Origin of the sequence: Methylobacterium terrae (genome assembly GCF_003173755.1) — a bacterium.
GTDB classification, from domain to species: domain Bacteria; phylum Pseudomonadota; class Alphaproteobacteria; order Rhizobiales; family Beijerinckiaceae; genus Methylobacterium; species Methylobacterium terrae.
In genome coordinates, this window is sequence record NZ_CP029553.1 from 1,002,275 (window position 1) to 1,021,413 (window position 19,139).

A 19,139-nucleotide genomic window follows, 5' to 3' on the forward strand; every position below is an offset into this window, starting at 1 on the left:
CCTTCGAGAGCCACGTCCATGCGCCTGCGTCGCCTCCTCCCCGTCCTCGGTCTCCTCGCCTGGACCGGATGCGCGGCGGCGCAGGAATCGTCTCCGCCCCGGGACGCCGCCGGCGCCTGGGAGCTGGCGCTCGACGGCAGCTTCCGCCGCTGCGGTCTGACGCTGGCGGCGGAGGCCGGCCCGGTGGGACAGGCCCTGCGCTTTCCCGCCGGCTGCCGCCGGGCGCTCCCCGTGGTCAACGGCCTCGCCGGCTGGCGCCAGGACGGCGAGCTGATCCAGCTCCTCGACCGCGAGGGCCAGCCGGTCCTCGCCTTCGCATCGCCCGAGGGCGAGGGGCCGCGCAGCGCGGAATCGCTGGGCGGCGAGCGCTACAGCCTGGCCCAAGGCGGCGTCCGGCCCGCCGTCCCGGACGTGCCGCTGGTGACACCGGCGGCGCTCTCGACCTTGCCGAGCGCCCGCGAGACCCTTCGCGACGGCCTCGCCGTCGCCCCCGCCACCGCCGCCGGGGTCACCGGGCTCTACACCCTCGACCGCTTCGTCGAGAAGGATGTCTGCCGGGTGAGGCTCAAGGCCGATGGCGCCCAGGTCCAGGAGGATTGCCGCGACCCGGGCCTCGCCCTGTTCGATCCCACCGCCTGGCACTACGAGGCCGGCCGCCTCGTCCTCGTCGCCCGGCGCGGCCACAGCGTCGAGCTGATCCCGGTGGGGGAGGGGCGCTGGCGCCGCGACCCGGAGATCGGGACGACCTTCGTGCTGCGGCGGGTGGAGCCGTGAGGGGCGCCGTCCGGCCTCAGCGGTTCGGCATCAGGTCCGGGGCCGGGTCGGCCTCGCCGGGGTAATCGTCGAGCGGGATCGTCCCGCCGACCGCCTCGACCTGCCGGGCATCGGCCTCCGGCAGCGCGCCCTCGAACAGGTCGAGGCGCTTCCAGGCCGGGAAGGGCTGGCGCCCCCGCTCGTCCGGGACGTGGGGCGAGGGTGCGCTTCCTGCGCTGCGGTGGATGTAGCGGCCGCAATTGACGAAGATCTGCGTCGCGGCGACCTGCACGACGCAGTCGGCGCCGGGATAGAGCGCGAGCAGGGCCTCGTCCCGGGTCAGCCTCGCCGTGCCGTGCACGCGCAGGCGGTGGGGCCGCTCGAAATCGATGAAGAGCAGGCCGACCCGCTCGCTCGCCGCGATGTTGCCGAGGGTCATGAACATGCCGTTGCCGTCGTAGTTCGGGAAGACCAGCTCGCTCGGCCCGGTCACCCGCACGAAGCCGGGCGCCCCGCCCTTGTAGGAGACGGTCGGCTGGCCGTGCTCGTCGACGGTGCTCAGGAACAGCATCGCGACGCCCTCGATGAAGGCGCGCTCCTGCGGCTCGAACGCCGCGTGCGCGTTCTCCTCCAGCCGGTCCGCGAGCCGACGGGTGCCGTGCTCGTCCTGCAACTGCCGGTGCGTGGCGCCGAAGAACACGCTCATGGCCGTCCCCCCTTGTTGTCGTTGGGTGAGGGTATGCCGGGCGGGGGCGCGGGGAGAACGTAGACGATGGGACGAGCCGGCGCGGGGGCGTCGTTACGACGATCGCGCCGCATGCCTGGCGGGCGCCGCCACGTCCCCGGCGGCATCGTCACCTGCGGCCGAGGCACCGACGACGGCGTCGGGCTTCGTCCCATCCAGGCGGCGGGACCCGTCCTGCCAGCCGTCAACGCCCGATCCTCCGCACGGCTCGCGTGCAGGCTGCGACGGGGCCGCGCCACGTCGAGAGGCCGCTCATCGCCGTCCGGGCTTGCCACGCCGCATTCCGCCGTTCGACAACCCAACCACGACTCCACCACGACGGATCCCGCCATGCAGGCCTACCGCGCCCTCGAAGCCACCTTCGCCCGCATCGGCGCCCTCGAGGACGCCGCCGGCATCCTCGGCTGGGACGCCCAGACGCTGATGCCGGACGGGGCGGCGGAGGGGCGGGCTGACCAGATCGCGGTCCTGCGCGGGCTCGCCCACGACCTCCTCACCGATCCCGCCACCGCCGACCGGCTCGCCGCGGCGGAGGAGGAGGGCGGTCTCGACGCCTGGAGCCGAGCGAACCTCGCGGAGATGCGCCGGGCCTACACCCACGCCGCGGCGGTGCCGCGCGACCTCGTCGAGGCGAATTCGCGGGCGGTGTCGCGGTCCGAGATGACGTGGCGCGAGGCCCGCCGCACCTCCGATTTCGCGCTGCTGCGGCCCGACCTCGCCGAGGTGCTGCGGCTCCAGCGCGAGATCGGCCGGGCGAAGGGCGAGGCCCTGGGCCTCCCGCCCTACGACGCGCTCCTCGACAGCTACGATCCGGGCCTGCGGCAGGACGCGATCGACCCGCTCTTCGCGGTGCTCGAGGACGAGTTGCCGGGCCTGATCGCGCAAGCGCGGGCGCGCCAGGACGCGGCGGGATCCGCACCCGTGGCCGAGGGGCCGTTCCCGGTCGAGACCCAGCGCCAGGTCGGGCTCGCGCTGATGCGGGCGGCGGGGTTCGATTTCGACAGGGGGCGGCTCGACGTCAGCCTGCACCCGTTCTGCGGCGGCGCCACCGACGACGTGCGCATCACCACCCGGTACGATGAGGCGGATTTCGCCCGCGCCCTGATGGGCGTGCTGCACGAGACCGGCCACGCCCTCTACGAGCAGGGCCGCCCCGCCGCCTGGCGCCGCCAGCCCGTCGGGGCGGCGCGCGGCATGAGCCTGCACGAGAGCCAGTCGCTCGCCCTGGAGATGCAGGCCGGCCGCAGCCGCGAGTTCGTCGCCTGGCTGGCGCCGCTGGTGCGCGAGGCCTTCGGCGGCACCGGCCCGGCCTGGGAGGCGGACGCCCTCCACCGCAACTACACGCGGGTGGCGCCCGGCTTCATCCGGGTCGATGCCGACGAGTGCACCTACCCGGCCCACATCCTGCTGCGCTACCGCCTCGAGCGGGCGCTGATCCGCGGCGAGATGGAGATCGGCGACCTGCCGGGCGCCTTCAACGACGGGATGCACCGGCTCCTCGGCCTCACGGTGCCGGACGACGCGCAGGGCTGCCTGCAGGACATCCACTGGCCCGGCGGCGCCTGGGGCTACTTCCCGACCTACACGCTCGGCGCGATGATGGCGGCGCAGCTGTTCGACGCCGCCTGCCGGGCCGAGCCGGACCTGCGCCCCGGCCTCGCCCGCGGCGACTTCGCGCCCCTCGTCGGCTGGCTGCGCGCCAACGTGCACGAGAAGGGCAGCGCCCTCGGCACCCGGGAGATCCTGGAAGCCGCGACCGGCCGGCCGCTCTCGGCCGAGATCTTCCTCGGCCACCTGCGCCGGCGCTACCTCGACGCGTGATCGCGCCGCGGCGGATCGGGACGAGAGGTCTGCGATCCGTCGTATTTGACATGATCTGGGAAGGCATGAAATAGTTTCTTCGATAATCCGAGATCTTGAGACGCAGACTGACATATGCATGTCATATTGATCGTTGGTCGTCTAAGTTTAAACCTGCATCAATCTTCGTCGTTGTATCGGCGCTCCGTTAGATCGTTTCCCGGTGCGTCCCATGCGCTTCATGTCCGTGCGCTTCACCCTCGGCCGCAAGCTCGGCATCGTCGTCGGGCTGCCGATCCTGGTCGCCGCCGGCATCGCCGCCTTCGCCGTCTCCCTGTCGCAGAACGAGCAGGGCCGCGCGGGCGCCGTCGAGGCGGCCTGGGAGGCGGCCCTGCGCACCCGCACCCTGGCGCAGGGGATCGAGCACGTGGTCGTCACGGTGCAGGCCCTGGTGGCGGCCGAGGACGTCGCCGAGGCCCGGCAGCGGTTCGGGGCCCTGCGGGCCGCGCTCGCGGCGGTCGAGGCCGAGCACCCGGCCTTCTTCGCGGCGCTGCAGCCCTACCTCGCCGAGGACGAAGCGCGGAAACTCTCGCTCACCCTGCAGGAATTCCTGGCCTACCAGCGCGACACGGCGGAGCTCGGCCAGACGCTCTCGCCCAAGGCGGCCCAGATCCAGGCCGCCGACGAAGCGACGATCGCGAGCCGCGAGCGGATGGTGGCTCGCATCCTCACGCTCGGCGACGCGGTGCTGGAGCGCCTGCAGGAGCAGCGCAAGGGCGTGCGGCAGGCGCGCCGCCGCGAGGCGGTGGCCCTCGTCGCGGTTCCGGCGCTGGGTCTCGTCCTCGCCGTCGCGGGCGCCGTCTGGGTGAGCCTGATGCAGGTGCAGCGCCCGCTCCAGGCCCTGCGGCGCACCATGCAGTCGCTCACCGTCGGCGATCTCGCGGTCGCGGTGCCGTTCACCCGGCGCCGGGACGAGATCGGCGAGATGGCCGCGTCGATCGCGGTGTTCCAGGCGGCCTTGAACGAGCAGGGGGCGGCGCGAGGTCTGGAGCGCGCCCGCCTGGAGATCGAGCGGCACCGGGCCGAGCGGCTGGAGGCGGCCTGCCGGGCGTTCGAGGCCCGGGCCTCGCAGGCGGCCGACGCGCTCGACGCCTCGACCCGCGAGATGGAGCTGACTGCCGACGTGCTGTCGCGGGCGGCCCACGAGGTCGAGCACCGGTCGGGCGCGGTCACCGGCGCCTCCGATGTCGCCGCCCGGGCGGTCGGGGCGGTGGAAGGCGCGTTCCGGCTCTTCGCGGACTCCGCCGCCGGCGTCGGCGGCCGGGTCGGCCGGGCGAGCGAGGTCGCGAACGCGACGCTGGCCCGCAGCCGGGCCAGCGCCGCGACGGTGGAGCGGCTGGTGAGCGCCTCGCGGGAGATCGGCGAGGCCACCGACCTGATCCACACCATCGCCGACCAGACGAACCTGCTGGCGCTGAACGCCGCGATCGAGGCGGCCCGGGCCGGGGCGGCGGGCCGCGGCTTCGCGGTGGTGGCCGCCGAGGTCAAGGCGCTCGCCGGCCAGACCGCCGCGGCCACGGGGCGGATCGCCACCCAGATCGCCGCGATCCAGGGCGCCACCCGGCACACCGCCGAGGAGATCGGCGCGATCATCGAGACGGTGGCCGAGACGAGCCGGCTCGCCGACGAGATCCGCGGCGCGATGGCGGACCAGGCCGCGACGAGCGCCGGCATCGGCCACCACATCCACCGTGCCGGCGCCGAGGCGCGCAGCGTCGCGCAGAGCATCGACCAGGTCCGCGCCGCGTCGCTCGCGAGTGCCGCCCAGTCGGACCAGGTCCGGGCGGTCGCCGGTGTGCTCGCGCAGAACTCGGCGCTTCTCGCCGAATCGGTCACGGCGTTCCTGGGCGAGGTGCGGGCGGCGTGAGCGACCCCGGCGGTCGCCTCCCGCCCCTCCGCCGCGAGGCCGGTCGTGTGGCGCCGCCGCCGCTCGGGCTGCCGGCGGCCCGTGGGTTTCGCCGCCATCGCGGCCCGATCGCGTCGCTCCGGACCGTTGCTCTCCGCCCGGACCGGCGGGACCGTCCCCGAAAAAAGGCCGGATTCGCGGCGCGAGGATCGCGGGTCTCGCCCATCGAGGAGACTGCCGCATGGCCGCGTCCTGCCCGATCCCGACGCCCGAACAGGCGCAATACGCCGCGATCCTGGCGCGGGCCGCGGACGCCATGCGGGCCGCGATGACCGCCGCCCTCGCCGAGGCGGCGCGGGCGAGCGCGGCGGAACTCGCCGCGGCCGGCAGCCCGCTGCCGGCGCCCGCCGAGGCCTACTTCGCCGCGGTGGCGCACCAGGCCCTGTATTGCCGGCTCTGCGGCGCGGACCCGAGGACCTTCTCGGGCGGCGACCCGGACAGGGCCGCCGCACTGCTTCGCAACGGGCGAAACATCGCCCGGCACCACTGGGGCATGAAGGAGCCGGGATGGGGGGATCCGGCCTGACGGCTCAGGCCGCCGCGCGCCGCTCAGCCGTCTCCGGTCCGACCACCCGCACCGGCTGGCCCGGGCGCGCCAGCAGGGTCCCGCCCTTCGGCACCTCGGACCAGCCGGCGCGCAGGCCGTCGATCGGCTCGGAGACGACGGCGAGCCCGGTGCCGGTCTCGCGCCAGTACAGGCTCGGCGGGCGGCCGTCGCAGGCCCAGCGATAGGCGGTGAGGCTCTCGCCGTCGGTGAGCACGGCGGTGAAGCGCAGGGGCTCGTCGATCCCGGCCTCGCGCATCAGGCCGCGGGCGGCCGAGACGCTCGCCGCCATGGCGCCGACGGGATCCCGGTCGAGGCCGTGCGCCAGGGCCAGCAGGAACAGGGCCTCCGAATCGGTGGTGCCCTGGCGCGCCTCGTAGAGCCCGTCCGGGATCATCGCCTCGAGCCGCCGGCGGATGCGCCCGTAGCCGCCGATCTGGCCGTTATGCATGAACAGGTGGCGGCCGTGGGCGAAGGGGTGGCAGTTCGCCCGGGTGGTCGCGGTGCCGGTCGCGGCGCGGACATGGGCGAAGAAGGTGCGGGCGCGGATCTGCCGGGAGAGGCTGCGCAGGTTCTCGTCGGACCAGGCCGGCCGCACGTCGCGGTAGAGGCCGGGCTCCGGCCGCTCGCCGTACCAGCCGATACCGAACCCGTCGCCGTTGGTTTCGGTCTGGGCCTCCGCGGCGTGCAGCGACTGATGCACGAGCGAGTGGGTCGGCGCGCAGACCAGCTCGTCGAGATAGACCGGGTCGCCGTGGTAGGCGAGGAAGCGGCACATCGGCTCTTCACCTCCCGCGGCGGGTGCCGGTCCCGCCCCGGGCCGTGCCTCGTCCGCCGCCGTCATCGAAAGGTAACATTCTGCACCGGATGGTGAACAGCTCGTTAATGCGCCGCAGCATGACGGAAGCGCTGCAGCATGCCTCAAGAGCAGGCAATGGCGCGGCGTCAGAGCCTGTCATGCGCGAGGCGCATCGACCACCCCGGTGAGGGTGGACCTTTTGCCGGGATCAATGTCAGCATTGAGTCGTTGATGATCACGCAGGCGTGTTCGCGTAGCCGGCTTGCGTCCGTTCCCCCGGCAGGCGTCTCACGCCGGGCCCGATCCCCGTCCCCTGGTTCCGCCCGCTCCCGTTCCGGGGGCGGTGACGCGATTCGGCCGGGCGTCGATCGATCCAGCACCCGTCCCGAGCACTCGCGAGGACCCGGGCACACACGACATCCACAACAACAGTCGAAGACTGACAGGAGGCTTCATGGGCAGAGCAGCACCCACCGCGCCGATCGCCGTCGTGGTGGAGGACGATGAATCCGTTCGGGACTTCGCCGCGGCGATCCTGGAGGAGACCGACCTCGAGGTCATCACCTGCGACAGCGCCGCCGGCGCGCTGGCGGTGATGCGCGAGCACGGCTCCGAAGTCGCGCTGCTGTTCACCGAGATGCAGCTCTCCGGCGAGATCGACGGCGCCACCCTGGCCCGCACGGTGGAGCGGGACTGGCCGGAGGTGCGGCTGGTCGTGACCTCGCGCCCGGGCGCGGCGCAGGCCGTGCCGGATCACGCCGTCTACATGCAGAAGCCCTGGCGGCCCTTCGACGTCCTGGTCGAGGCCGAGCGGGCGGCCTACGCCGCCGCGGCCTGAACCAACGCGAAGAGCCCGCACGCCTCGCGGCGTCGGGCTCGACGGTTCGGGCGAGATCCCGCCGCGCGTGCGGCGGGACCACGGCCGGAGAGCTTACGCGTTGGCGGCCGGAGCGGCGGCGGCGGCCGGAGCAGGAGCCGACGGGGCCATGCCGGGACGGCGGGGACCGCCGACGCGGGGCTTCGGCTTCGGAGCGGCGATCAGGCCCTCGCGGATGGCGGTCTTGCGAGCCTGCTTGCGGGCGCGGCGCACGGCCTCCGCCTTCTCGCGGGCCTTGCGCACCGACGGCTTCTCGTAAGCCTTGCGCTGCTTCATCTCGCGGAAGATGCCCTCGCGCTGCATCTTCTTCTTGAGGACGCGGAGGGCCTGATCGACGTTGTTGTCCCGAACGAGTACCTGCAAGGGTGTATGTCCTTTTGTCTAAATCCGAAAACGTGGCCGACCTTGCGCGGAACGCGCCCGGATGGCTGCCTGCCCGGCAAACCGAAATGCGCCCCACGGCCCGGGCCTGGAAGGACCGGGAGGGGCTGAGGGTACATCGCGGTCGCACCGGAGCCCGGCGCAAGCTGTCGGCGCACGGTATGCGCCTGATCGCGGCCTTACACCACTCCGCCAGGACTTCCAACCGGGGAGTGGCCGCCTGACCGAAATTTGAGCGGCCCGCGGGCCGGGAACGAGCCTCGCGGGCGGCACCGTCGCATCTAGGCGACGGTCTCGCGCGATCAAGCGTTGGCCTGGATGAAGCTGCGCACCAGCGGGTAGGTCTGCCCCTCCCACTTGCGGCCGGAGAAGACGCCGTAATGGCCGACGCCGGCCTGGAGGTGATGGCGCTTGCGGAAGGGTTTCAGGCCGGTGCAGAGGTCGTGCGCCGCCACCGTCTGGCCGACGGCGCAGATGTCGTCGCGCTCACCCTCCACCGTCATCAGCGCGGTCCGGCGGATCGCCCTCGTGTCGACGGGGTTGCCGCGGAAGGTCAGCTTGTTCTGCGCCAGGGTCGCGTCCTGGAACACGGTCTTGACCGTCTCGAGGTAGAACTCCGCCGCGAGGTCGAGCACCGCGAAATACTCGTCGTAGAAGGTCTCGATCTGCGCCGCCTTCCCGGCCTCGCCGTCGGCGAGGTGCCAGTAGAGGTCGAGGTGGCCGTGCATGTGGCGTGCGGCGTTCATCGACATGAAGGCCCCGACCTGCATGAAGCCCGGATAGACCCGGCGCCCGGCCCCGGCATGGCGGTGCGGCACGGTGGCGATCAGGTTGCGCTCGAACCAGTCGATCGGCCGCGAGGTCGCGAGCTCGTTGACCTTGGTCGGGTTGATCCGGGTATCGACCGGGCCCGCCATCAGGGTCATGCTCGCCGGATGCGCGGCGTTGCGGCTCTCCGCCATCACGGCGGCGGCGGCGAGCGCCTGCACGCAGGGCTGGCACACCGCCACGACGTGGGCGCCCTCGCCGATCGTCTCCAGGAACTGCACCAGGTGGGCGACGTAATCGTCGAAGCCGAAGCGGCCGGCGCTCAGCGGCACGTCGCGGGCGTTGTGCCAGTCGGTGATGTAGACGTCGTGGTCGGCGAGCAGGGTGCGCACGGTGCCGCGCAGGAGCGTGCCGAAATGGCCCGAGAGGGGGGCCACCACCAGCACCCGCGGCTGCTCGGTGACGAGGTCCTTGCGGAAGCGCAGCAGGGTGCCGAAGGGGGTGGAGAGCACCGGCTCCTCGGTCACCGGCGCCTCGCGGTTGCCGATCCGGACCGCGTCGATCCCGTAGGAGGGCCGGGCATGGGTCAGGCCGGCCCGCATCATCATGCGGGCGGCGGCGGAGATCCAGGTCGCCGGCGCGCCGTAGCCGGCCCGCAGCCAGGGCGTCGTGCCGTCGTGCAGCACGCGCCCCCAGGCGCGGGTGGCGTTCGCGATGTCCGACTGGACCTCGAAGGCATCGTAGAGCATCGGCCCGGGCACTCCCTCACGGACACGCGCGGGGTTGCGGCCCGCCGGCAAGCGTAGGGGACGACTTCGCCCCTCCGCGACCGGACTTTCGGCGGAACGCGACGGCAGCCGTCCGTCCCGCCGAGATGCGACCCTCGTGCCAGGTCGATGAGACCTCGCGTGACTTGTGCGAAGATTGCGCCCGCGGCGATCCCGATCGGCACGAGTCTTGGATCGCTCCCTGCGAAACCCAAGGGCAGACGGGCGGCGCGACGCCGCCCCGGGGGAGGACGCGATGGCCGAGGCGACGCTGACGATCTCAAGCCGCAACTACTCGTCCTGGTCGCTGCGGGGCTGGCTGCTCTGCCGCATGGCCGGGCTCGATCTCGCGGTGGAGGTGCTGTCCGGAGATCCGGCGAGCCGGGCCGAGCTCCTGCACCTCTCGCCCTCGTTCCTGGTGCCGCGCCTCACCCACGGTGCGGTGCGGGTCTGGGACGTGCTCGCCATCGCCCAGTACCTGACGGAGGTGCGGCCGGAGGCCGGCCTCCTGCCCGACGACCTCGCCGCGCGCTCCTGGTCGCGCTCGATCTCGGGCGAGATGCATGGCGGCTTCATCAACCTGCGCTCGGCCCTGCCGATGAACCTGCGCGCCCGGTACGCCGACTTCACGCTCTGGGGCGGCGCCCAGGCCGACATCGCCCGGGTGGTCGAGATCTGGCAGGAGGCGCTGCGCGCCCACGGGGGGCCGTACCTGTTCGGGGCGCGGCCGGTGGTGGCGGACGCGATGTACGCGCCGGTCTGCACCCGCTTCGTCACCTACGGCGTCGACCTCCCGCCCGATTGCGCCGCCTACCGCGACCGGATCATGGCGTGGGACCTGATGCGGGAATGGATCGCGGCGGCGGACGGGGAGCCGGAGGAGATCGAGGAACTGGACATGGAGTTTTGAGGGGTTCGATTCGGGCTCCCTGTCGTTCTTCTCGCACTCCGCGTCGTTGCGGGGCCGCGAAAGCGGAGCCGGGAATGACCCCGTGAGGTGAGGGGCGGGGCGCCGGTTCTGCCCGTGCTGCGGCCCGATCGTTCAGATCAGCCCCGCCAGCCGCAGCCCCACCCCCGTGGCCGCGCAAGACCCGAGCACCGGGATCATCCCGGCCCGGAACCGGAACACCGCGACGGCCGCGGCCAGCGCCAGGGCGAGCGCGTAGGGATCGACGCTGGAAAGGACCGGCACCTCGAGCCTGGCCGGCCCGACGGTTACCAGGCGCAACGCCCGGAACAGGGTGTGGAGCGCGAACCAGACCGCGAGGTTCAGGATCACCCCGACCACCGCCGCGGTGATCGCCGAGAGCGCCCCGGCGAGCGCCCTGTTGCCGCGCAGGCGCTCGACGTACGGAGCCCCGACGAAGATCCACAGGAAGCAGGGCGCGAAGGTGACCCAGGTGGTGAGGAGCCCGCCGAGCGTTGCCGCGACGAGTGGCGGCAGGAATCCGGGACTGCGGAACGCGGCGAGGAAGCCGACGAACTGCGTCACCATGATGAGCGGGCCGGGCGTCGTCTCGGCCATGCCGAGGCCGTCGAGCATCTCGCCGGGGCGCATCCAGCCGTACTGCTCCACCGCCGCCTGCGCGACGTAGGCCAGAGCCGCGTAGGCGCCGCCGAAGGTCACGAGCGCCATCTTCGAGAAGAACACCGCGATCCGGGAGAAGACGTCGTCCGGCCCGAGAGCGAGGAGGAGCACGGCGACCGGGACGAGCCAGATCGCCGCCCAGGCGGCCAGGGTGGCGAGCGTATCGCGCGGGCGCGCATGCTCCCGCGGCAGCGCGTCGTCGCCGAACAGGTAGGCGCCGCCCTCCGCCCGGGCGCCGTGGCCGCCGCCGGGGCGGAAATCCGGATGCCCGGCCCGGCCGCCGAGGAAGCCGATCGCGCCCGCTGCCGCCACGATGAGCGGGAACGGCACGTCGAGGAGGAAGATGCCCACGAAAGCGGCGCTCGCGAGCCCGGTCATCACCCGGCTGCGCAGGGCCCGCCGGCCGATGCGCTGCACCGCCTCGATCACGATGGCGAGCACCGCGGCCTTGAGGCCGAAGAACAGCCCGGCGACCGGGCCGGCGTCGCCGAAGAGGACGTAGATCCAGCTCAGGGCCATGATGGCGAGAAGCCCCGGCAGCACGAACAGCCCGCCGGCGAGAAGGCCGCCGCGGGGCCCGTGCATCAGCCAGCCGACATAGGTGGCGAGCTGCTGCGCCTCCGGCCCCGGCAGGAGGGTGCAGAAGTTGAGCGCGTGCAGGAAGCGGTTCTCGGAGATCCAGCGCCGCTCCTCGACCAGCACCCGATGCATCACGGCGATCTGCCCGGCCGGCCCGCCGAAGGACAGGGCGGCGACCCGCAGCCAGACCGGCAGGGCCTCGGCCAGGGTGACGGGCCGGGGCGCCGTCCGATCACGTGCCGCAGGCTCAACGGTCGTCACGAATGCAGGCTCTCCGGGGTGGTGCGCCGCAGCGTAGCGCGATCGGTCGCGTTGTGCGACACGAAGCAGCGATTACATCCGGGTGAGCGGGCGCCGCCGGCCTCGCGCCGCCGCAGAGACATCCCGTCAGGTCCCGCTTGAGCAAGTCCAAAGCCCTCCTCACCCCCGAGCGCCGCGAGGACGACACCGACGCCTCGATCCGGCCGCTCAGCCTCGCCGACTTTACCGGCCAGCGGGCAGCGCGCGCCAACCTGCAGGTGTTCATCGACGCGGCGAAGAAGACCGGCCAGGCCCTCGACCACGTGCTGTTCGTCGGGCCCCCGGGCCTCGGCAAGACCACGCTCGCCCAGATCGTCGCCCGCGAGCTCGGGGTGAACTTCCGCTCGACCTCCGGCCCGGTGATCGCCAAGGCCGGCGACCTCGCGGCGCAGCTCACCAACCTCGATGAGCGCGACGTCCTGTTCATCGACGAGATCCACCGCCTCAACCCGGCGGTGGAGGAGATCCTCTACCCGGCGATGGAGGATTACCAGCTCGACCTCATCATCGGCGAGGGGCCGGCCGCCCGCTCGGTGAAGATCGAGCTGCCGAAGTTCACGCTGGTCGCCGCCACCACCCGGGCGGGGCTCCTGACCACGCCGCTGCGCGACCGCTTCGGCATCCCGGTCCGGCTCGAATTCTACGACATCGACGAGCTCGAACTGATCGTCAGCCGCGGCGCGCGGGTGCTCGGCATCGGCATGGCGCCGGACGGTGCCAACGAGATCGCCAAGCGCGCGCGGGGCACGCCGCGCATCGCCGGGCGGCTCCTGCGCCGGGTGCGCGACTTCGCCATCGTCGAGGACGCCCCCACCATCACCCGCGCCATCGCCGACCGGGCGCTGCGGCTCCTCGACGTCGATCCCGCCGGCCTCGACACGATGGACCGCAAGTACCTCAACATCATCGCCCACTCGTTCAACGGCGGGCCGGTCGGGGTCGAGACGATCGCGGCGGCGCTCTCCGAGCCGCGGGACGCGATCGAGGAGATCATCGAGCCCTACCTGATCCAGAAGGGCTTCGTGCAGCGCACGCCGCGCGGCCGGGTGCTCACCGCCCACGCCTTCCGCCATCTCGGCCTGCCGGAGCCGAACCGCGACGGGACCGTGCAGTTCGGCCTGTTCACCGGGGACGAGGATGCGTGAGGAGGGGAGGGGGTACCGTCTGTTCACCCGCCGCCGGGTGCTCCAGGGTGCCGGCATCGTCGCGCTCTCCGGCGTCGGGACCGGCGCCTACGCCACCGGGATCGAGCCGTTCCGGCAGGTCGTGACGCGCTACGCGATCACGCCCAACCCCGCCGCGCCGTGGCCGGCAGGACTGACGCTGCGCATCGCCGTGCTCACCGACATCCACGCCTGCGAGCCCTGGATGAGCGCGGAGCGCATCGCCGGCATCGTCGCGGCCACCAACGCGCTTCAAGCCGACCTCGTGGTGCTGGTCGGCGACTTCATGGCCGGCCAGCGCTACGTCACCCGCTACGTGCCTGCCGCCGAATGGGCGCCGGTGCTCGGCCGGCTCACGGCGCCGCTCGGCGTCTACGCGGTGCTCGGCAACCACGATTGGTGGGAGGACAAGGCCGCGATGAAGCGCGGCGCCGGGCCGACCATCGCCGGCACGGCGCTCTCCGACAACGGCATCCGGGTCCTGTCGAACGAGGCGGTGCCGCTCGCGACCCGCGCCGGCCCGGTCTGGCTCGCCGGGCTCGAGGACCAGCTCGCCCTGCTGCCGGTGCGGCGCGGCAAGGGCCGCGGGCGGGTCGGCCTCGACGACCTGCCCGCCACCCTGGCGGCGGTGCCGGACGGCGCCCCGATGATCCTGCTCGCCCACGAGCCCAACATCTTCCCGGAGGTGCCGGCGCGGGTCGCCCTGACCCTGTCGGGCCACACCCATGGCGGTCAGGTGCGGCTGTTCGGCTTCTCGCCGGTGGTGCCCTCGCGCCGCCGCTACGCCTACGGCCACGTCCGCGAGGCGAGCGACCTCGTGGTCTCCGGGGGCCTGGGGTTGAGCATCGCGCCGATCCGGTTCGGGGTGCCGCCGGAGATCGTGGTGGTGGAATTGGGGGCGGAGGCGACCGTCTGACGCGGGTCTCGACGCGCTTCGCCCTGACGTAGAGGCGCGGGATCCCCCTCTCCCGTGTGGGAGAGGGATAGGGGCGATCGGAGATCGCGCGAGGGTGGAGACGGTTCAGAATGGAACTCTGAACGTTGAGCTTCCAGCACGGCGGTTGGCGCTTTGATCGGAATCGTAGCACCCTCACCCCTGACCCTTCTCCCACACGGGACAGGGGAAGCGTGCGACTTGTCGGCCCCAGCTCGGCTGAAGCGCTTCAAGGCGCGCTAAGGATGAGATCGAGGACGGAACCCCGCGTGACCGACGCCCAGACCATGCCCCCGGACGCCCACGCCCTGCCGTTGCGCGTCTACTACGAGGACACGGATTTCTCCGGCTTCGTCTACCACGCGAGCTACCTGCGCTTCATGGAGCGGGGACGCACCGAGCTCCTGCGCGGGCTCGCCGGCGACCAGTCCGACCTGCACCGGGAGGCCAACGGCCTCGTCTTCGTGGTGCGGCGGATGAGCCTCGACTACCTCAAGCCGGCCCGCATGGACGACGCGCTGACCGTGCTCACCGCCACGCGCGAGTTGCGCGGCGCCTCGATGCATCTCGACCAGGAGGTGCGCCGCGGCGACGAGACCCTGGTGCGGGCCGAGGTGGTGGTGGCCTGCGTGCGCGAGGGTCGCGCCGTGCGCCTGCCGGAGGCCCTGCGGCGGACCCTCACCCGGCGTTGAGCGGTCGCGCTCACCATTCCTTAACCCTGCCGGGGGCTTAACTCGCGGCGGGCGAACGATCCCTCGCGGGGCGCTGGCCCATACTTTCGACAGATTCGGGCGCGATCGAACCACGATACGACAAGCCCCGATCCCGGTTGGAGTGCCTTCGGGCCGTTCATCGGCCCGGGACGCGAGGACAAGCCGCATGAATCCCGCCGACGCCGCCCAGGCGATGCCCGTGGCCGAGATCACGATGTTCGGCCTGTTCTGGCAGGCACACTTCGTCGTCAAGGTGGTGATGCTCGGCCTGCTCGGCTCATCGATCTGGTGCTGGTCGATCATCGTCGACAAGACGCTGCTGTTCCGCCGCACCAAGGCGGAGATGGACGCCTTCGAGGAGGAGTTCTGGTCCGGCCGGCCGCTGGAGGAGCTCTACCGCGCCTACAACGAGAAGCCGGCGACCGGGCTCGCCGCCCTGTTCGTCGCCGCGATGCGCGAGTGGCGCCGCTCCTACGAGGGGTCGGGCCGCTCGATCCGCAGCCTCGGCCAGCGCATCGACAAGGTGCTCGACGTCACGATCCAGCGCGAGGTCGAGCGGCTGGAATCGCGCCTGCTCTTCCTGGCCTCGATCGGCTCGGCGGGCCCCTATATCGGCCTGTTCGGCACGGTGTTCGGCATCATGACGGCGTTCACGTCGATCGCCGCCTCGAAGAACACCTCGCTCGCGGTCGTGGCGCCGGGCATCGCCGAGGCGCTGTTCGCCACCGCGATCGGCCTGTTCGCGGCGATCCCCGCGGTGCTCGCCTACAACAAGCTCCAGGCCTCGGTCGCCAAGGCGCAGGGGCGTCTCGAGGGCTTCGCCGACGAGTTCTCGGCGATCCTGTCGCGCCAGATCGACGAGCGCATGGCGCTCGCCGCCTGAGCCGCGTCGCCTCAGTCATCAGGAAGGATTGAGCCAGATGGGCATGGCCTCCGGAGCGGCACAGGGCGGCGGGCGCCGTCGGCGCGGCCGGCGGGGCGGCGCGATCAACGAGATCAACATGACGCCGTTCATCGACGTCGTGCTGGTGCTCCTGATCATCTTCATGGTCGCCGCGCCGATGATGACCGTCGGCGTGCCCCTCGACCTGCCGCAGACCAAGGCCGCGGCCCTCAACCAGGATTCGAAGCCGGTCACCCTCTCGATCCGCCAGACCGGCCAGGTCTTCCTCGGCGAGGACGAGCTCTCCGACGACGCGATCGTCGCCAAGATCTCGGCCACCGCCAAGGACGGCTTCGAGGAGCGGGTCTTCGTGCGCGGCGACAAGCGGGTCGATTACGGCCGCGTCGCCCAGGTGATGGCGATCGTGACGAGCGGCGGCTTCAAGAAGGTCGCCCTCGTGACCGAGCCCGACCAGCGTTAGCGTCAGTAGGGCGGGGTTCTCCGTGCTGTTTCCCTTCGACAGGTCCGAGCCCGGCGTCTGGGTCTCGGCCGGCGCGCACGTGGTGCTGATCGGGCTGGCGCTGTTCGCCGCCGCCTCGCACGCGCTGCCGCAGGCCGAGGAGGGCGTGCCGGTCGAGGTCATCACCGAGAACCAGTTCTCGGAGCTGACCAAGGGCCAGCGCGACGGCGAGGCCCCGGCCAAGAGCCCGCGCGCCGACCGCGTGGCGGACAAGCAGCAGGAGAACGACCCCGGCGAGGCGAAGGCCAACGTGCCGACGCCGCCGACGCGCCCGCCCGACATCAAGGTCGCCAACGCCGAGGAGATGCCGACGCCGCCCCTGCGCCCGGCCCTCGAGCAGCCCGAGCCCGCGCCGATGCCGCCGGCCCGTCCCGACACCGCCAGGGCCGACGCCGAGAAGGCGGCTGCCGCGGCTGCCGCCGCGAAGGCCAAGGCGGAGGCGGACGCGCGCGCCGAGGCCAAGGCGGAAGCGGAGCGCGAGGCCAAGGAAGCGGCCAAGGAAGCTGCGAAAGAGGCCGCGAAGGCTGCCGCCAAGGCCGCGGCCGAGAAGGCGGCCGTCGCCGCGGCCAAGGCGGCGGCCGAGAAAGCCGCCGCCGAGAAGGCCGAGGCCGAGGCGATCCGGCGCGAGGAACTGGCCGAGGCGAAGGCCGCCGCCAAGGCCCGGGCCGAGGCCAAGGCGCGCGCCGACGCCGAGGCGAAGGCAAAGGCCGAAGCCAAAGCGGAAGCGGAGGCCGAGGCCAGGGCGAAGGCGCAAGCGGAGGCCGAAGCGAAGGCCAAGGCGGTCGCCGACGCCAAGGCGAAGGCGGACGCCAAGGCGCGCGCCGAGGCGAAGGCGGAAGCCGAAGCGAAGGCCCAGGCCCAGGCCGAGGCCGAGGCGAAGGCGGAAGCCCAGGCCCAAGCCAAGGCGGAGGCCGAAGCCAAGGCCCGCGCCGCCGCGGACGCCAAGGCGAAGGCGGAAGCCGCCGCAAAGGCGCGTGCCGTGGCCGAGGCGAAGGCCAAGGCGGCCGCGGAGGCCAAGGCCCGGCACCAGGCCGAACTCGCCGCCAAGTTCAATTCGGGCTCGATCCGCGACATGCTGGCGGCGCACGGGCCGTCGCAATCCACCGGCGCCACCGGCCGCGAGGTGCAGCGCACGGCGGCGCTCGGCGCCGCCAGCGGCACCTCGCAGCGCCTCAACCCGAGCCAGCGCGACGCCCTGGTTGGCCTGCTCCAGCAGCAGATCGAGCGCTGCTACTCGGCGCCCCCGGGCGCCGCGCAGGGAATCGTGCTGCCGCAGCTCGACATCCGCCTGAACCCCGACGGCTCGCTCACCACCGACCCGCGCATCCTGCGCGCCGGCGGCAGCGCGGTCGACCGCTCGATCGCCGAGGCCGCGGTGCGGGCGGTGCGGCGCTGCGCGCCCTTCCGCATCCCGTCCCAGTTCGCCCCGTTCTACAACGACTGGCGGGTCATCAACGCGGAGTTCGAGCTGCCGCGGGCGTAAACACCCCCGGCGGCCTGCCTCACCATACGGACGGACGACCCCTCCATGCCCTTCCCCTCGCGATTGCGTCCCGCGCTCGCCGCGCTCCTGTGGCTGTGCCTCGCCGCCGGCTTCGTCTCGGGCCTGGCCTCGCCGGCCTGGGCGCAGCTCAACCTGCGCATCGGCCCCGGCGGCGCCTTCCAGCCGATGCCGATCGCCGTCGCCGACTTCTCGGGCGATCCGAGCCTCGGCCCGACGCTGTCGGGCATCGTGACCAGCAACCTGAAGCGCTCGGGCTACTTCACGCCGGTCGAGAAGGCGCGCTTCCCCGAGACCCCGAACTTCGACGCGGCGCCGAACTTCGCCGCCTGGAAGGATACCGGCGTGCAGGGCCTCGTCACCGGCCGGGTCATCCGCGACGGGTCGGGCCGGCTCAAGGCCGAGTTCCGGCTGTGGGACGTGCTGTCGGGCCAGCAGATGATCGGCCAGCAATATGCCGGCGACGGCGCCAATGCGCGCCGCATGGGCCACCTGATCTCGGACGCGGTCTACACCAAGATCACCGGCATCGGCGGCTTCTTCGACACCCGCGTCGCCTTCGTCGACGAGTCGGGCTCGAAGGAGAACCGGCGCAAGCGCCTCGCGATCATGGATCAGGACGGCGCCAACGTGCGCTACCTGACGAGCGGCGAGGCCTCGGTGGTGGCGCCGCGCTACTCGCCCTCGACCCAGGACATCACCTACATGTCGCAGGTCACCGGCCAGCAGCCGCGGGTGCAGGTGATCAACCTCGCGACCGGATCGCGCCAGGTGATCCCGACCAAGGCCGAGATGAGCACCAGCCCGCGCTTCTCGCCGGACGGGCGGCGCCTGGTGATGAGCGACCAGGACGGCGGCAATGCCAGCATCTACGTGATGGACCTCGCCTCGAAGGCCCAGACCCGGATCACCAACGCCAACGCCATCGACACCTCGCCGTCCTTCTCGCCGGACGGGCGCGAGATCGTGTTCGAATCCGACCGGGGCGGCCAGCAGCAGGTCTACGTCATGGGAGCCGACGGCGCGAACCCGCGCCGCCTGTCCTTCGGCGACGGCTCCGCCTCGCAGCCGGCCTGGTCGCCGCGGGGCGACTACATCGCCTTCACCCGCCAGCGGAAGGGCTCGTTCTCGATCTGCATCATGAAGCCCGACGGCACCGGCGAGCGGGTGCTGACGGAGGGCTTCCACAACGAGGGCCCGACCTGGGCGCCCAACGGCCAGTACGTGATGTTCTTCCGCGACCCGGGCGGCCAGGCCGGGGGCAAGCTCTACATGGTCGACATCACCGGCAAGGTCGAGCAGCCGGTCCCGACCCCGTCCTACGCCTCGGATCCGACCTGGTCGCCGCTGATCGACCCGCAGCAGAAGTGAGGGGAGGGGCGACCCGGAACGCGGGCCGGCTCGCAAATCATCTCTGAGCGCCCCGTCTCCGAACGAAAAATCCCACCCGCGATCTCACAAGGAGGTCGCAGGTGGGATTTTCGCGTCGTGCCCTCGGCGCAGACCTGGGGCTCGGCGCAGATGAGAACCCGGGATGGCGATGGAGGGTGGTCGCGCC

General features: G+C 72.5%; 18 protein-coding genes. 13 read left to right on the top strand and 5 right to left on the bottom strand.

The window, feature by feature from the left end; genetic code table 11:
* Window positions 1–18: 18 nt before the first annotated feature.
* Window positions 19–774, top strand: coding sequence for an AprI/Inh family metalloprotease inhibitor (locus tag DK419_RS04495; RefSeq protein ID WP_109958031.1), 756 nt, complete (start codon window positions 19–21; stop codon window positions 772–774).
* A 16-nt stretch (window positions 775–790) separates the two neighbouring features.
* On the opposite strand, the gene DK419_RS04500 is transcribed toward DK419_RS04495, so the two are convergent.
* Window positions 791–1,459 (bottom strand): pyridoxamine 5'-phosphate oxidase family protein, encoded by a 669-nt coding sequence (locus tag DK419_RS04500; protein ID WP_109958032.1) that lies wholly within the window; start codon window positions 1,457–1,459, stop codon window positions 791–793.
* Between the two features lie 369 nt (window positions 1,460–1,828).
* Between DK419_RS04500 and DK419_RS04505 the strand changes: the two genes are divergently transcribed.
* From DK419_RS04505 to DK419_RS04515, 3 genes are all read left to right on the top strand, one after another.
* Entirely contained in the window at window positions 1,829–3,319 is a 1,491-nt protein-coding gene (locus DK419_RS04505) for a carboxypeptidase M32 (RefSeq protein ID WP_109958033.1), read from the top strand.
* A gap of 211 nt (window positions 3,320–3,530) precedes the next feature.
* Window positions 3,531–5,225: a methyl-accepting chemotaxis protein gene (locus tag DK419_RS04510; RefSeq protein ID WP_109958034.1), complete on the top strand. Its 1,695-nt coding sequence runs from the start codon at window positions 3,531–3,533 to the stop codon at window positions 5,223–5,225.
* Window positions 5,226–5,445: 220 nt separating this feature from the next.
* Window positions 5,446–5,790 (top strand): hypothetical protein, encoded by a 345-nt coding sequence (locus DK419_RS04515; protein ID WP_109958035.1) that lies wholly within the window; start codon window positions 5,446–5,448, stop codon window positions 5,788–5,790.
* Window positions 5,791–5,794: 4 nt separating this feature from the next.
* Here the strand turns inward: DK419_RS04515 and DK419_RS04520 are convergent, their stop codons facing one another.
* Window positions 5,795–6,586 (bottom strand): class II glutamine amidotransferase, encoded by a 792-nt coding sequence (locus DK419_RS04520; protein ID WP_109958036.1) that lies wholly within the window; start codon window positions 6,584–6,586, stop codon window positions 5,795–5,797.
* A 475-nt stretch (window positions 6,587–7,061) separates the two neighbouring features.
* Between DK419_RS04520 and DK419_RS04525 the strand changes: the two genes are divergently transcribed.
* Window positions 7,062–7,445 carry a response regulator gene (locus DK419_RS04525; protein WP_109958037.1) on the top strand — a complete coding sequence of 128 codons (384 nt, stop codon included), beginning with the start codon at window positions 7,062–7,064 and terminating at the stop codon, window positions 7,443–7,445.
* Window positions 7,446–7,538: 93 nt separating this feature from the next.
* On the opposite strand, the gene rpsU is transcribed toward DK419_RS04525, so the two are convergent.
* Together rpsU and DK419_RS04535 are read right to left on the bottom strand one after the other, a co-directional pair.
* On the bottom strand, window positions 7,539–7,847 hold the full coding sequence (gene rpsU / locus DK419_RS04530) for a 30S ribosomal protein S21 (RefSeq protein ID WP_109958038.1): 309 nt from the start codon (window positions 7,845–7,847) through the stop codon (window positions 7,539–7,541).
* A 320-nt stretch (window positions 7,848–8,167) separates the two neighbouring features.
* The gene (locus tag DK419_RS04535; protein ID WP_109958039.1) at window positions 8,168–9,382 is read right to left on the bottom strand and encodes a polyhydroxyalkanoate depolymerase; all 1,215 of its coding nucleotides are present in this window, start codon (window positions 9,380–9,382) and stop codon (window positions 8,168–8,170) included.
* Between the two features lie 274 nt (window positions 9,383–9,656).
* On the opposite strand from DK419_RS04535, the gene DK419_RS04540 reads away from it, so the two are divergent.
* Window positions 9,657–10,310, top strand: a complete 654-nt coding sequence (locus DK419_RS04540; protein WP_109958040.1) for a glutathione S-transferase — start codon at window positions 9,657–9,659, stop codon at window positions 10,308–10,310.
* 132 nt (window positions 10,311–10,442) lie between these two features.
* Here the strand turns inward: DK419_RS04540 and chrA are convergent, their stop codons facing one another.
* Window positions 10,443–11,828, bottom strand: coding sequence for a chromate efflux transporter (gene chrA / locus DK419_RS04545; RefSeq protein WP_109958041.1), 1,386 nt, complete (start codon window positions 11,826–11,828; stop codon window positions 10,443–10,445).
* 137 nt (window positions 11,829–11,965) lie between these two features.
* Between chrA and ruvB the strand changes: the two genes are divergently transcribed.
* The 7 genes from ruvB (at window position 11,966) to tolB (ending at window position 18,952) form a co-directional block, all read left to right on the top strand.
* Window positions 11,966–13,012, top strand: a complete 1,047-nt coding sequence (ruvB, locus tag DK419_RS04550) for a Holliday junction branch migration DNA helicase RuvB (RefSeq protein ID WP_109958042.1) — start codon at window positions 11,966–11,968, stop codon at window positions 13,010–13,012.
* Entirely contained in the window at window positions 13,005–13,946 is a 942-nt protein-coding gene (locus DK419_RS04555) for a metallophosphoesterase (protein WP_109958043.1), read from the top strand. The genes ruvB and DK419_RS04555 overlap by 8 nt, the downstream gene beginning before the upstream one ends.
* Window positions 13,947–14,251: 305 nt before the next feature.
* Entirely contained in the window at window positions 14,252–14,656 is a 405-nt protein-coding gene (gene ybgC / locus DK419_RS04560) for a tol-pal system-associated acyl-CoA thioesterase (protein WP_109962124.1), read from the top strand.
* A 187-nt stretch (window positions 14,657–14,843) separates the two neighbouring features.
* Window positions 14,844–15,560: a protein TolQ gene (gene tolQ, locus DK419_RS04565; protein ID WP_109958044.1), complete on the top strand. Its 717-nt coding sequence runs from the start codon at window positions 14,844–14,846 to the stop codon at window positions 15,558–15,560.
* A 37-nt stretch (window positions 15,561–15,597) separates the two neighbouring features.
* A complete protein-coding gene (locus tag DK419_RS04570) occupies window positions 15,598–16,041 on the top strand; it encodes an ExbD/TolR family protein (RefSeq protein WP_109958045.1) in 444 nt (147 codons plus the stop codon).
* A gap of 22 nt (window positions 16,042–16,063) precedes the next feature.
* Window positions 16,064–17,563 (top strand): cell envelope integrity protein TolA, encoded by a 1,500-nt coding sequence (tolA, locus tag DK419_RS04575; protein WP_167450827.1) that lies wholly within the window; start codon window positions 16,064–16,066, stop codon window positions 17,561–17,563.
* A 45-nt stretch (window positions 17,564–17,608) separates the two neighbouring features.
* Window positions 17,609–18,952 (top strand): Tol-Pal system beta propeller repeat protein TolB, encoded by a 1,344-nt coding sequence (tolB, locus tag DK419_RS04580; RefSeq protein ID WP_109958046.1) that lies wholly within the window; start codon window positions 17,609–17,611, stop codon window positions 18,950–18,952.
* The last annotated feature ends 187 nt before the right edge of the window (window positions 18,953–19,139 follow it).